This is a genomic window from Mycobacterium sp. DL440 (genome assembly GCF_011745145.1).
Lineage (GTDB): Bacteria > Actinomycetota > Actinomycetes > Mycobacteriales > Mycobacteriaceae > Mycobacterium.
Map to the genome: position 1 here is coordinate 58,901 of NZ_CP050191.1, position 12,897 is coordinate 71,797.

The window sequence follows — 12,897 nt, forward strand, 5'->3', positions numbered from 1 at the left end:
GCGATCAGAGTATTGCCGAGACGCCGTTGCTGAGCGCAAGTTGTCGAACTGGCTCAGCCGGTGACCGTTCTGCGTCGGCTCAGGGCGCCGATGGCCGCAGCGGCCAGGCACGCCGTCGACACCGCGGCGGCGAACCAGGGGAAGACGGTGGCCAGATCCCAGCGGGTGGCGGCCCACCCGGCCAGCAGGGTCGGGACGGCCATCGCGGTGTAGGCCAGCAGATAGAACGCGGACATGGTCTCGCCGCGCTGGTCGGCTGGGACGACGTGGGACAGATGCCGTAGCGATCCGCCGAATCCCAGCCCGAACGTCGCACCGAGCATTGCTGCCGCGACGAACACCAGTGGCCAGGACTGGGTGAGCAGCACCGGAACCGTCAGCCCCAGGGCGATCGCCATGCCCACGTCGCCGGCGATCGCGGAGCGGTGTGCCGGGATGCGGGTCGCGGCCAACTGAGCCATCGCTGCGGAGAACGCGGTGATGGCCACCACTCCGCCGCCGAACACCAGGTTCTCGATGTGGGTCTGGTGTGCGGCCAGCGACGGGTACAGCGAGAGCAGCACACCCAGCACCGACCACGACGCCATCGCGCCGAGCGCGGCGAACCAGAAGTCTGACCGGATCTCCTTGGCCACGGCGGGTTTCGAGATCCGGATGGGGCCGGGGGAGCGGGTGGTGTGGGTTTCGCGCAGGGCCAGGACGCCAACACCGACGAGCACGCAGATCACCGCGACGACTGCGTAGGGGGTGCGCAGCGGGTGCGGGGCGTACTGCGCGAGGACAGCGGATCCGATGATCGCCACGGTCATGCCGATGTTGAACGCGACGCCGCTGAGTTGTCCCGTACGCACACCGCGGTGCGGGCGCAGGTCGAGCAGCGCGGCGGCGGCGACCACCACGATCGAGCCGATCGCCGCGCCGTGGATGGTGCGAGCCAGCAGGAGCAGGGCCATGTTGTCGGCGACCAGGAACACGCCGAGTCCGATGAGCATCGCGATCAGGGCGCCGACGAGCACGGGCTTACGGCCGACCACGTCGGAGATGCGGCCGGAGACGAGGACGGCGGCCAGGGCGGCGAGCGCGTACACCGCGAAGATGACCGTGGTGGCCAAGGGGGTGAGGTGCCAGGCGGTTTCGTAGATTCCGTACAACGGTGCGGGCAGGCCCGAGACTCCCAGAGCCACTCCGCTGAAGATGAGCAGTAATGGGTAGGCCCAGCGCTGGCCGTGCTCGATTTCCCAACCGAGTGCGTCATCCGCCGAGATCCGCGTCATCGCCACGCCCCGTCCGGTAGGTTTGATGTTCATCGAACCTGGCCGAGCCTACGCTGGGTTTGACGTTCATCAAACTTATTTTCCGGTGACGGGGGACACGCATGACAGGGCCTTCGGCAGTCGATGCGCGCAGTCCGGTCGGCCCGGTTGCGGCGCTGCCTCAGTTGCTGGCCGCCCTGCAGGACCCGATCCGCCTGGAGATGGTGCGTCGTCTACACGACGTCGGTGAGCCGGTGAAATGCGCGGCCCTCTATGAGGGCATCAACAAGTCGACCGCCACCCACCACTTCAACATCCTGCGCGATGCCGGCCTCATCGAGCGGGTGGTCGGCGAGGGGCACATCTATCAACGGCTGCGCGCACATGACGTGGACGCCGCGATGCCGGGGCTGCTGGATGCGATCATGGAGCAGGCGAATCGGGAATCTGGTCGCCACTGAGCGGTGGTTGTCGGAGTGCCCGGCGCATCAGGTTCGAGATCGCACGAGATGTTGGAGAAACCCGACTGACATCGCCTGTAGTCAGTAGACTTCGGCGCAGCGGCGCGCCAGGTATCGGGCTCCATCTGTCCGGGCAAATCTGGCAACTTTTTTCACGGTTTCGGCACGATCGGCAAAGTTAACGCGCATGCCTGGTGCGGATTCCGTCGTGAGATTCTCCGTGGAGCACGAATCCCTGCCGGATCAGAGTCCAGCCTTGCGCCGGCGTCAAATCTAACGGGTGCCCGTTCTAGCCTGAATGCACTGCATTTACAGGTGATACGAGAAGCGGCACGCCCGTCACCTGTACGTCGGAGCGGAAGTGGCGGTGTGCCGGCGGCGACGACGGATTTGCCGGAAATTGATGAGCCAACCTCGATAAGTGAATGATAATTCGGCAAAACATTGACGAGGGATGAGCGCCGACGCTACGGTGCGAACCACTGTGAGTTATCCGGCCGGCGGTGGCCATCTCTCGGTCTGGGGAGGAATTGACCTGTGTTCGTTCTGCTGCTTAATGAGAGAGGATGACGGCGCCGCCTGACAGCGTGGCCGATGGGGTCGAGCCGCAACGGGGAATCGACGCCATCGAGAACTGGGCCACCGGTTATGCCCGGCGTCATCCGCTGGCGTCGCTCGCCACGGTCGGGGACCAGTTCGTGCTCGGTGTACGCACCATCCAGATCCTGTTCCTGGACCTTCTGACGGGCCGCTTTCAATGGCAGGAGTTCGTCCGACAGGGCGCCTTCATGGCCGGCACGGCCGTGCTCCCCACCGTGCTGGTGGCCCTGCCGATCGGCGTCACCCTCTCGATTCAGTTCGCCCTGCTGGCCGGGCAGGTCGGTGCGACGTCACTGGCCGGTGCGGCCAGTGGCCTGGCCGTGATTCGGCAGGCCGCGTCGCTGGTCGCGGCCGTTCTCATGGCCGCCGCGGTCGGGTCGGCGATCACCGCCGACCTGGGTTCGCGCACCATGCGCGAGGAAACCGATGCCATGGAGGTCATGGGTGTCTCGGTGATTCAGCGGCTGGTCGTGCCGCGCTTCGTCGCCGCGATCATGATCGGCGTCGCGCTCACCGGGGTGGTGTGCTTCGTCGGCTTCCTGGCCAGCTTCCTGTTCAACGTCTACTTCCAGAACGGTGCCCCCGGCAGCTTCGTGGCCACCTTCGCCTCGTTCGCCACCACCGGCGACATGGTCGTGGCGCTGGTGAAGGCGGTGATCTTCGGCGCGATCGTGGCCGTCGTGTCGTGCCAGAAGGGGCTGTCCACCAAAGGCGGCCCGACCGGCGTCGCGAACTCCGTGAACGCGGCGGTGGTGGAATCGATTCTGTTGCTGATGGTGGTCAACGTGGCTATCAGCCAGCTCTACATCATGTTGTTCCCCCGGGTCGGGCTGTGACATGACGGCCTCGACATTCGTCCCACCATTGCTCGCACCGTGGGTGCGGCTGTACAAGCGGGCGTCGGCGCCGGTGATGCGGCTGGGGCACATGATGGTGTTCTTCGTCCGGGCACTGACAGCGGTACCGATCGTGCTGCGGCACTACCGGGGGGAGTTCGTCCGGCTGCTCTCCGACATCGCCTGGGGCAATGGCTCACTCGTGGTCGGTGGCGGCACCGTCGGCGTGGCGGTGGTGCTGGGCATCACCATGGGCGCGCTCGTCGGCATCGAGGGATACAACTTCCTCGATCTCCTCGGGCTCGGGCCGGCCACCGGCATCATCTCGTCGTTGGTGAACACCCGTGAGCTGGCGCCGATCGCCGCCTCGCTGGCCTTCGCAACACAGGCCGGCTGCCGGTTCACCGCACAGCTGGGGTCGATGCGCATCGCCGAGGAGATCGACGCGCTCGATGCCATCGCGATCCGTCCGATTCCGTATCTGGTCACCACGCGGCTGATGTCCGCGGTGGTCGCGGTGATCCCGCTCTATGCCCTCTGCCTGGCGGTCAGCTATCTGACCACCCAGGTGGTCGTGTTCCTGATCAGCGGCGGCTCGACCGGTTCCTATATGCATTACTTCACCCTCATGCTGTCCGGGCAGGACATCCTCTACTCGGTGCTGAAGGCGGTCATCTTCGTGTGGATCGCCTCCACCGTGCAGTGCTACTACGGGTTCTACGCCTCGGGCGGACCGGTGGGCGTGGGCGTGGCCGCCGGCCATGCCATGCGGGCCAGCATCACCGTGGTGGTCATCGTGAACATGCTGCTCACCATGGCGCTGTGGACGGTCGATTCAGGAGCGAGGTTCGGCGGCTAGATGGGTAACTCGCTGGAAACCGACGGGCGTGGGCCGTCCGACCAACAGCTGCTCGGCTGTGGTGCCGCGGTTCTCGTTGTGGCAGCGCTGGTTTCGACGGTCCTGCTGGTGAAGGCGACCGGGCGTCTCGACGCCCGGGTGCCGGTGGTGGCCGCCCTGATCAATGTCGGCGACGGTTTGCCGCAGCGGTCCGACGTCAAATATCACGGCGTACTCGTCGGGATGGTCGACGATGTCGTCCCGGCCGCCAACGGCGATCCCAACTTCGTCCACATCGACCTCAAACCCGAATACGCGGGCTCCATTCCGAATACGGTGACCGCACGTGTGGTGCCCAGCAACGTCTTCGCGGTGTCGTCGGTGCAACTGGTCGACCACGCCGGCGGCCCGGCAAATGGTTCGAGTCCGGGCGCAGCGATCGCTGCCGGCGCCCAGATCCCCGAGGACACCGAACTGCCGACGGTGCTGTTCCAGACCACGATCAGCAAGCTGCGCGACGTGCTGGCCGCGACCGGACGCGGTCGCGAGGACAAGACGGTGGGCATCCTGGCCGCAGTGAACGCCGCGACCGAGAACCGTCGAACGGAATTGCTCAACAGCGGAGCGCAATTGAACCGACTGATCGATCAGCTCGACGCGATTGTGGCGACGGAACCGGGCCCGACGACCGTATCGGCACTTGTCGACGCCACGCGCGGCCTGCAGCAGACCGCGCCGGATCTGCTCGACGCACTGCACAAGGCCGTGCAGCCGATGCAGACACTCGTTGAGCAACGCTCACAGCTCACCGCACTGATCAACGGTGGCATCAACACGACGGACACCACTCACACCTCGTTGGCCAACCACTCCGACCAGTTGGTGAAGATCACCTCCGAAATGACTCCAGTGGTAGGGGAATTGGCCCAGTCCTCAGACAACTGGGTCCCGGCCTTCGTCAAGCTCAACCAGCTCTCCACCAAGTTCTTCGACAACGTGTGGATGCCCGATCATGACTTCGGCAATATGCGAGTGAATCTGTCGTTCACGCCGAGCTACACCTACACCCGAGCCGATTGCCCGCAATACGCCGGACTCAAGGGGCCCAGTTGCTTCACCGCACCACTGGTGCCGACCCGGCCGTCGCTGCCGGACGTATTGCTGCCGCAGAACTATCAACCGCCGGCCGATCTCGTGCCCCCGCAGGGCACCGTGGTGGGGCCGAACGGAAACCTGGTCGCGGTCGGTCCGCCGTTGGTGAACCCGAATCCTGACCTGTCCGACCCGAATCCGCCGCTGCCGCCGTGGATGCCGCCGTCCGGGCCGGTGCCGGGGACCGCGAATCCCGCGCTGATGCCGACGCCGCCCCCGCCGGTGCTGCTGTCGCCGGTCGCGCCGGTGGCACCCCGACCGCCCAACTCGCCGCCTGCAGCGTCGGTGCCAGGATCGGCCCCAGGGCCCGCACCAGCGCCCGCCGGCCCACTGCTGCCTGCCGAGGCCGCGCCGGCGTCCTTCGGCGGCAACGTCGGGCCGGTCGGTAGTCCGCAGGAACGCGCGGCGCTGAGCGTGGCAACCGGCCAGCCGGCCAGTGTCGCCACCCAATTGTTGCTCGGGCCGGTTGCTCGGGGTACGACGGTGTCGGTCTCGGACAGTCAGGCGGCAGACCTAGTTCCATCCGGGGGGCCTCGATGAAATACCGCGGAGCAATGATCGGTCTGTCGCTGTTCATGGTGGCGGCGCTGGTTTTGACTTGGCTGGTGTACGTCACGCTGCGCCGTGACGTCGCAGGCAAGACCACCCCGTATGCCGCACTGTTCACCGATGTGTTCGGCCTACGCGACGGTGACGACGTCCGCATGGCCGGGGTTCGAGTCGGCCGCGTCGAGAAGATCGAACTGGACGGCCCGTTGGCGAAGGTGTCGTTCGTGGTGCAGAACGACCAGCAGTTGTTGGGCACCACTGTTGCATCGGTGACCTACCAGAACATCGTCGGCCAGCGCTATCTCGGGCTTTCGCTCGGCAAGGTGGGCGAACCGGGCGTGCTTCCCGCGGGTGCGGTCATCCCCGTCGAACGCACCGATCCCTCGTTCGACGTGGGCACCCTGCTCAACGGGTACGAACCCTTGTTCAGCGTGCTCAACCCGCGTGATGCCGACAACCTGACCCAGGGGGTGATCTCCTCGCTGCAGGGCGACAACGCCTCGATCGCTGCACTCGTCGATCAGACCGCGCAGTTGACCGATTCCTTTGCCGGGCGCGACGAGGAACTCGGTCAGGTGATCAACGACCTCAACACGGTGGCCCAGAACCTGGCCAGGCACAACGACAGCCTGGATCGGGTCATCACCGAAACCCGGGGAATAGTAAGTACTTTCGATGCTCGACGGCCGGAGATGGTGGAGTCGATAGGCTCCATCTCGCGAGTGGTCCGCCAATTGTCCACCATCACCGACGAGGTTTACCCCTCACTGAACGAACTCGTCACCCGTGAACCTGGCTTCGCCCAGCACATGGTCAGCATCGAGCCCCAGCTGGCATTCACCGGTGCGAACCTGCCGCTGTTGCTCAAGGGATTCGCCCGGATCACCAACGAAGGGGCCTACGCGAACTCCTATGCCTGCGACCTGAATGCGACGGGATTCTTCCCCGGGCTCAACGACGTGACACCGATCATCGTGGACGCCGCAACACCCGGGAACAAGGCCGCGTACAGCCCGAGATGCAGGAATATGGCCAATGGTTGAGCAACAGAAGAAGCGGCGCAGGCCGCTGGAGAGCTATAGCCGAACCCGGCTCGGGATCATTGCGATCATGGTCGTCAGTGCCCTGATCGGGGCGATGCTGATCGTCAAGGTGGCCGATATCGGCTACCGCAAATACACCGCGCAATTCCTGCAGGCCGCCGCACTCAAGCCGGGCAACCCGATCACCGTAGCCGGGCTCCCGGTGGGCGAGGTGGTGAGCATGAAGCTGGCCGGCGACCATGTCGAGGCCAAACTCAAAGTGCGCAAGAACATTCCGCTGGGCAAGGACTCGCGGGCGGTCATCAAGATCACCACCATCTTGGGTTCCCGATACCTTTCGCTGCAGCCCGCCGGTGAGGGCGCACTACCCAACGGCAATTTTGACCTCACCCATACCGAGGTGCCCTACGATCTGCAGGAAGCGCTGGCAGACGTCACCACTACCTTTGAACAGGTCGACTCCGACAAGTTCGCCGAGTCGCTGGGCATCCTGGGGCACCAGCTCAACGGGCTACCCGAGATCGTGCCGCGGGCGCTGCAGAACACCCATACCTTGGCGCGGATCATCTCGGCCCGGCGTGATCAGCTGGGCACGATGTTGCAGACCACGGAGGTGGTCAGCAACACCCTGCGCCGCCAGCAGTCGACCATCGGCAGCCTCGTCAACCAGGGCAACGATCTGGTCGGCGAGTTCGTCATGCGCCGAGCTTCATTCCAGGCGATGCTGGCGTCCTTGACCAATCTCGTCGAGACCCTCAGCAGCATTGTCATCGACGACCGGCCCGAACTTGAGGCACTGCTCACCAACATTCGTGAGCTGTCGGACATGTTGGGACAGCATGACGACATGCTGCGCAGTTTCCTGCAAACCGCTCCGGTGACCCTGCGCGGGCTCGCCAACGCCACGGGCACCGGCAACGCGGCGGACCTCAACGTCAGCAACGGTCTGTTGGTCGACTCTTGGATGTGTGCGATCAGCGGGCGTGCCAAGCAGTTCGGCATGATCGAATACCTCAAGGACTGCAAATGAGCTTCGCAGGAACTGCAAAATGAGCCGCAGCAGAAACAGACTCTTGGCGCTGGTGTCGGTGGGCGTGCTAGCCCTGGCCGCGGTGGCCGGCGCCGGCTGGTGGTATCTCAAGGACCTGACAAACACCATCACGGTGACCGCCCAGTTCGACAGTGCCGCAGGGCTTTATGAAGGCAATACGGTTGCGGTGCTCGGTATGCAGGTCGGGAAGGTCACCAGGATCGTCCCCAAGGGCGGGTATGTGGAGGTTGAGTTCACCGTCGACAAAGATGTGCAGCTTCCGCACGATGTCCAGGCCGTCACGGTGTCCAATTCGATCCTGACCGACCGACAGATCGAACTGACCCCGCCCTATCGCGGCGGACCGACGCTGCAGAACCACGCCACCATCGGGCTCAACCGCACCAAGACTCCGGTGGAATTCGCCCGGGTGCTCGACGTATTGGACAAGCTGTCGGCATCCCTGAAGGGTGACGGAAAGGGCAACGGGCCGATCGCCGAAGTTGTCAATGCCAGCGCAGCGATCGCCGATGGCAACGGCCAAGAGATGAAGGATGCCCTTGGTGAACTGTCCAATGCTCTGCGGCTGAGCGCCGACAAAGGCGCGGTGACCCGCGATCAACTCACCACCATCGTGCGCAATCTCAGCTCGCTGTTTCAGGCCGCGGCCAACAACGATGCCACCCTGCGTGAGTTCGGTTCTGCGGTCCGCCAACTCAGCCAGATCCTGGCCGATGAGAATTTCGGCACCGGCACAACCGGCAAGAAGCTCAACCAGGTCGTCACCCAGGTTGGTGAGGTGCTGCAGGCCCACCGCGATGAGATCAAGCAGATCGTGCTCAACGGCAACACGGCTACCGGAACCTTTGTCGACCACCGGCGTGATCTGGCCGAGCTCCTCGACGTCGCCCCGATGACACTGGACAACCTCTACAACATCGTCGACCAGAACAACGGTGCGGCACGAGTGCACGTGCTGGTCGACAAGGTGTTGTTCGATTCGCAAACCGTCAAGGAGGTGTGCAACATGATGGGGCTGCGGCAACTGGGGTGCAGCACCGGGACGGTGCAGGATTTCGGACCGGACTTCGGGCTCACCTCTGTCCTCGACGGCATGGCGGCGATGGGGCAGAAATGATCAAACCGGTGCGTAAATACGTTCTGCCTGTGGTGATGACGGCGTGCCTGACCATTTCGGGGTGTGCCTCCGAGGGCCTGGCCAGCCTGCCGCTGCCCGCGCCCGGGGTGGGCTCGGGCGGCTACCGGCTGACCGCGATATTCTCCAACGCGTTGAACCTGCCGGCCAGCGCCAAGGTGAAATTGGCCGGTGCCGACGTAGGCGAGGTCGATTCGATGGTGGCCCACGACTACACCGCGGTGACTACGCTGCGCATCATGGACGGTGTGCGCCTGCCAAAGGGCACCACCGCCGAATTGCGTTCGGCCACACCGCTCGGCGACGTGTTCGTCTCGGTTCGCCCACCCACCCCGGTTGATCCGAATGCTCCGCTGCTCAAGAACGGTGACGTCATCGGCCTGGATTCGACGCGGGCCGCTGCGACCGTCGAGTCGCTGCTGGGTTCGGCGGCGATTCTGGTCAACGGCGGTGCGGTACGCAACTTCACCAACATCATCAATGGACTGGGCAAGGCCACCGGCAATCAGGGCGAGGCTTTCGGCACCCTCATCTCCAAGACCAATCACACGCTCGGCACGCTCAACGCACGTTCCGAGGAACTGGACACCGCGATGTCGGAGACCTCGAAGCTGCTGGGTCAGATCGACGAGAAGAACCAGACCGTCAGCGAACTGATGGATCAGGCCGCCCCGGCCACCCAGGTCCTGTCCGAACACACCACACAGATCGCCGATCTCATCGCACAGATCGGTGACACCTCCGAGCAGCTGCGTAAGTTCCCGTCGATCGCCGGTACCGACACCAGCGGCCGCAGTGTGATCGCCGACGCCAACAAGGTCGCCGGAGCCTGGAACGATGTGGCCCTGGCTCCGGATGCCACCCTGTACGCGCTCAACCGGTTGATGCCGCCGATCGTGAAGAGCATGCCGAGCAATGCGTGGTCGACCAGAGCGAGCATCGACCGGTTGGTTCTCGGTTCGATTCCCGACATCGGGTTCGCCGGTGATCCCGGTTTGCACGGACCCAAGCGCTATAACTGGCATCAGCTGGTCGGCTCGCTGCAGTACACCTTGCTGCGGTTGCAAGAGCGGGTGGTGGGACGTGGGCCGGGCGTGCCGCAGATGCCGGTGATTCCGAGCCCGACAGAGCCCGGCGAGATTGTGCCGGCGCCCGCCCCTGCCGAGGCCCCACGATGATCGACTCGCTGGCGAATGTCGTGGTCCGGCTGGTCCGGTTCGGTTATCAACGAAAGGCCTGGCTATCAGCCGGTGCTCTGGTGATGACCTTGGTGGTGGCCGCTGCCTACCTGATGATCGGGGCGCTGCGGGTCAAACCGTTCGACTCCAGCTACCGCATCACCATCGAGTTGCCGGAATCGGCCGGCCTGCTGCCCAATCAGGACGTCACCTTGCGCGGCGTGCAGGTCGGGCGGGTGGAACGGCTGGATATCACGCCGACCGGCGTCAAGGCGGTCGTGAATGTGAGCTCGGCAGTGCCGATCCCGAAGTCCAGTGACGTCCGGGTGTCGGGGTTGTCCCCGGCCGGCGAGCAGTACATCGACTTCATGGCGAATTCGAGTGAGGGGCCGTTCCTGTCCGACGGCAGTGTGATCGGCCTGGGCAAGGCCACGGTGCCGGTCAGTCTGGCTCAGCTGCTGGCTGACGCCGACGGCGCGCTGGCCCAGGTCGACGTCGAGAAACTCAAGGTGATCCGCAAAGAACTGAGCATGTCGCAGGCCGGCCCCGGCAAGCTCGCCGATGTCATCGACGGCGGCACGTTCCTGCTGTCGACGCTGGACTCGGTGCTGCCCGAGACTGCGAGCATATTGCGCACCAGCCGAGTGGTTTTCAGCCTGGCCGCAGACAAGAACGCCGGCATCGCGGTGGCCTCGCAGAACTTGAGCTCCACGTTCGACGGGATCAACCGGATGCGCGACGGCTTCCGCCGGCTGACGAACGAGACTCCCGGAGCCCTGACCTCGGTCGACAACCTGTTCGCCGACAACTCCGACACCATGGTGCAGCTTCTCGGAAGTCTGGCCAACACATCGCAACTGCTGTATCTGCGGGTGCCCGCGCTGCATGCCTTGTTCCCGAACTACCGCACCTCGGTACTCGATGCGATCGGCAGTGTCATGCATGACAACGGGCTGTGGGCCACCGGCGAAATCTACCCGCGCTACACCTGCGACTACGGGACACCGCGCCGGCCACCATCGTCAGCCGACTACCCAGAGCCCTACATGTACACCTACTGCCGTGACGACCATCCCGGTGTCCTCGTCCGCGGCGCCAAGAATGCGCCGCGCCCGGCCGGCGACGATACCGCCGGGCCCCCACCCGGTGCGGACCTGGGGCGCACCACCGACCCGACGCCCAGAGGGCGCTACTCGATTCCGACTCCCTACGGCGGCCCGACCCTGCCGATCGAACCGCCCCGCTAAACCACCCAACCTCACCCAAAGGAGATGACGGTGACCGTGACAGCTGACAAGCACACCGATGAAGAGAAGGCCGAAACCGTCGACGACGCAATCGGTATCGAAGAGACGGCCGAAGAGACTGTCGAGTCGGAGGCCGACGACGCCAAGGACATAGACAACGACGAGTCCGAGACCGAATCCGAGTCGAAGGCCGACGCCGAAGAGGCGGCAGAGCCCGAGCCTGAGTCGGAGGGCAAGACACGGGGCTGGCGTCGCCCGGTACTCGTCGGCGCGGTTGCCGTCGTCTTTGTTGCCTCCCTGGCACTTTCCGGTTTCCTCGGCTGGCAGCTGTGGCAGACCAAGCAGGTCGCACAGGCCGGTCAGCAGGCACAGGATGCCGCGGTCAACTATGCCCAGATCTTGACGAGTATCGACTCCAACAAGGTCGACGAGAACTTCAACCAGGTGCTGGCCGGTGCCACCGGCGAGTTCAAGGACATGTACTCGCAGTCCAGTGTCCAACTGCGCCAGTTGCTCATCGACAACAAGGCCACCGCTCACGGCGTCGTCGTGCAATCGGCGGTGCAGTCGGCGAGCAAGGACAAGGTCGTCGTGTTGTTGTTCGTCGACCAGTCGGTGGCCAACAGCACCGTGCCCGATCCACGGATCGACCGCAGCCGCATCAAGATGACGATGGAGAAGGTCGACGGGCAGTGGCGGGCAAGCAAAGTGGAACTTCCCTGAGGTATTGACATGTTGCGCATCGGCAAACTGATCGGCGCAGCGGCCCTGGTGGCGGGTTCGGTGGTGGCCATCACGACTGCCCCGTCCGCCGCGGCCTCGGCGGCGACGTTCTGTGACGAACTGGCCGGACAGTGGGACGGGCAGGCCTGCCACACGTCGGTGACCTCGGACCGGAAGGCGGTCCGGGACATCAAGCTGGCGCTGCCCGGCGATCTGGTGGAAAACCCCGTCATCCGGCAGTACCTGACCAACCTGATGAACAACTGGCGCAACGCCGCGCAGAAGATGGCCGCGGACAGCTTCGGCGAGGAGCAGTTCGAGATCTTCCAGCACGGCGACGCGACGACGGCCGTTTTCCACGAGATGTACTCAGGCACGGTCGGTACCGACGCGCTGTCACACCCGAACGCGCCGATCGTCAGCGACGCCTACCGCACCTTCACGTTCGCCGGCGGGCGGCAGTTGCAGCTGGCCGACCTGTTCAAACCGGGTGTCGACCACCGAGCCGAGATCCCGCGCCTGGGTGAGCCGTTCCTCGTCGCCGCCCTTGATGCCGCACCGCCGCCGCACCAGCCCGGCACCTATCCCTTCACTCCTGACCGCTGGACCCCGGACAGGGTGTACTCGGGCGGCTACAAGGCCTGGGCGTTGACGCCGGACGAGTTGATCCTCTACATGCCGGACTATCCGGTCGGCCGCGACTCCCCGATCAATTTCACGCCGGGGGCGATGCAGTGGTCGATGGACGGCGGCACCGTGCAGGCGCACATTCCGCTCTCCGCGCTCGCCCCGGTACTCCAGCCGCAGTACGGCGGCGCCTGACCCGCCCTG

The 12,897-nt window shown here is 64.9% G+C and carries 12 protein-coding genes; 11 read left to right on the forward strand and 1 reads right to left on the reverse strand.

What is annotated here, in order from left to right; genetic code table 11:
• Positions 1–53: 53 nt before the first annotated feature.
• Entirely contained in the window at positions 54–1,274 is a 1,221-nt protein-coding gene (locus HBE63_RS00275) for an MFS transporter (RefSeq protein WP_166909165.1), read from the reverse strand.
• A 101-nt stretch (positions 1,275–1,375) separates the two neighbouring features.
• Here HBE63_RS00275 and HBE63_RS00280 point away from each other — a divergent pair, with 101 nt between their 5' ends.
• From HBE63_RS00280 to HBE63_RS00330, 11 genes are all read left to right on the forward strand, one after another.
• Positions 1,376–1,714: a helix-turn-helix transcriptional regulator gene (locus tag HBE63_RS00280; protein WP_166902298.1), complete on the forward strand. Its 339-nt coding sequence runs from the start codon at positions 1,376–1,378 to the stop codon at positions 1,712–1,714.
• A gap of 566 nt (positions 1,715–2,280) precedes the next feature.
• Complete coding sequence (locus HBE63_RS00285) at positions 2,281–3,150, forward strand: ABC transporter permease (RefSeq protein ID WP_166902300.1); 870 nt, start codon at positions 2,281–2,283, stop codon at positions 3,148–3,150.
• Position 3,151: 1 nt separating this feature from the next.
• Positions 3,152–4,009, forward strand: coding sequence for an ABC transporter permease (locus HBE63_RS00290; RefSeq protein WP_166902302.1), 858 nt, complete (start codon positions 3,152–3,154; stop codon positions 4,007–4,009).
• A complete protein-coding gene (locus HBE63_RS00295; RefSeq protein ID WP_166902304.1) occupies positions 4,010–5,680 on the forward strand; it encodes an MlaD family protein in 1,671 nt (556 codons plus the stop codon).
• Positions 5,677–6,732, forward strand: a complete 1,056-nt coding sequence (locus HBE63_RS00300) for an MCE family protein (RefSeq protein WP_166902306.1) — start codon at positions 5,677–5,679, stop codon at positions 6,730–6,732. The genes HBE63_RS00295 and HBE63_RS00300 overlap by 4 nt, the downstream gene beginning before the upstream one ends.
• Positions 6,725–7,762 carry an MlaD family protein gene (locus HBE63_RS00305; RefSeq protein WP_166902308.1) on the forward strand — a complete coding sequence of 346 codons (1,038 nt, stop codon included), beginning with the start codon at positions 6,725–6,727 and terminating at the stop codon, positions 7,760–7,762. The genes HBE63_RS00300 and HBE63_RS00305 overlap by 8 nt, the downstream gene beginning before the upstream one ends.
• Before the next feature lie 19 nt (positions 7,763–7,781).
• Positions 7,782–8,900, forward strand: a complete 1,119-nt coding sequence (locus tag HBE63_RS00310; protein WP_166902310.1) for an MCE family protein — start codon at positions 7,782–7,784, stop codon at positions 8,898–8,900.
• Positions 8,897–10,096, forward strand: coding sequence for an MlaD family protein (locus HBE63_RS00315; protein ID WP_166902312.1), 1,200 nt, complete (start codon positions 8,897–8,899; stop codon positions 10,094–10,096). The genes HBE63_RS00310 and HBE63_RS00315 overlap by 4 nt, the downstream gene beginning before the upstream one ends.
• Positions 10,093–11,343, forward strand: coding sequence for an MlaD family protein (locus HBE63_RS00320; RefSeq protein WP_166902314.1), 1,251 nt, complete (start codon positions 10,093–10,095; stop codon positions 11,341–11,343). The genes HBE63_RS00315 and HBE63_RS00320 overlap by 4 nt, the downstream gene beginning before the upstream one ends.
• 24 nt (positions 11,344–11,367) lie before the next feature.
• Positions 11,368–12,066 (forward strand): DUF3329 domain-containing protein, encoded by a 699-nt coding sequence (locus HBE63_RS00325; protein ID WP_166902316.1) that lies wholly within the window; start codon positions 11,368–11,370, stop codon positions 12,064–12,066.
• Positions 12,067–12,075: 9 nt separating this feature from the next.
• Positions 12,076–12,888, forward strand: a complete 813-nt coding sequence (locus HBE63_RS00330; protein WP_208301265.1) for a mannan-binding family protein — start codon at positions 12,076–12,078, stop codon at positions 12,886–12,888.
• Positions 12,889–12,897 lie beyond the last annotated feature (9 nt).

Bases quoted from the DNA above. Each gene is read 5' to 3' on its own strand.
- HBE63_RS00275 (WP_166909165.1), bottom strand. From the start codon at position 1,274: ATGACGCGGATCTCGGCGGATGACGCACTCGGTTGGGAAATCGAGCAC.
- HBE63_RS00290 (WP_166902302.1), top strand. From the start codon at position 3,152: ATGACGGCCTCGACATTCGTCCCACCATTGCTCGCACCGTGGGTGCGG.
- HBE63_RS00280 (WP_166902298.1), top strand. From the start codon at position 1,376: ATGACAGGGCCTTCGGCAGTCGATGCGCGCAGTCCGGTCGGCCCGGTT.
- HBE63_RS00285 (WP_166902300.1), top strand. From the start codon at position 2,281: ATGACGGCGCCGCCTGACAGCGTGGCCGATGGGGTCGAGCCGCAACGG.
- HBE63_RS00300 (WP_166902306.1), top strand. From the start codon at position 5,677: ATGAAATACCGCGGAGCAATGATCGGTCTGTCGCTGTTCATGGTGGCG.
- HBE63_RS00325 (WP_166902316.1), top strand. From the start codon at position 11,368: ATGACGGTGACCGTGACAGCTGACAAGCACACCGATGAAGAGAAGGCC.
- HBE63_RS00315 (WP_166902312.1), top strand. From the start codon at position 8,897: ATGATCAAACCGGTGCGTAAATACGTTCTGCCTGTGGTGATGACGGCG.
- HBE63_RS00310 (WP_166902310.1), top strand. From the start codon at position 7,782: ATGAGCCGCAGCAGAAACAGACTCTTGGCGCTGGTGTCGGTGGGCGTG.
- HBE63_RS00305 (WP_166902308.1), top strand. From the start codon at position 6,725: ATGGTTGAGCAACAGAAGAAGCGGCGCAGGCCGCTGGAGAGCTATAGC.
- HBE63_RS00320 (WP_166902314.1), top strand. From the start codon at position 10,093: ATGATCGACTCGCTGGCGAATGTCGTGGTCCGGCTGGTCCGGTTCGGT.
- HBE63_RS00330 (WP_208301265.1), top strand. From the start codon at position 12,076: ATGTTGCGCATCGGCAAACTGATCGGCGCAGCGGCCCTGGTGGCGGGT.
- HBE63_RS00295 (WP_166902304.1), top strand. From the start codon at position 4,010: ATGGGTAACTCGCTGGAAACCGACGGGCGTGGGCCGTCCGACCAACAG.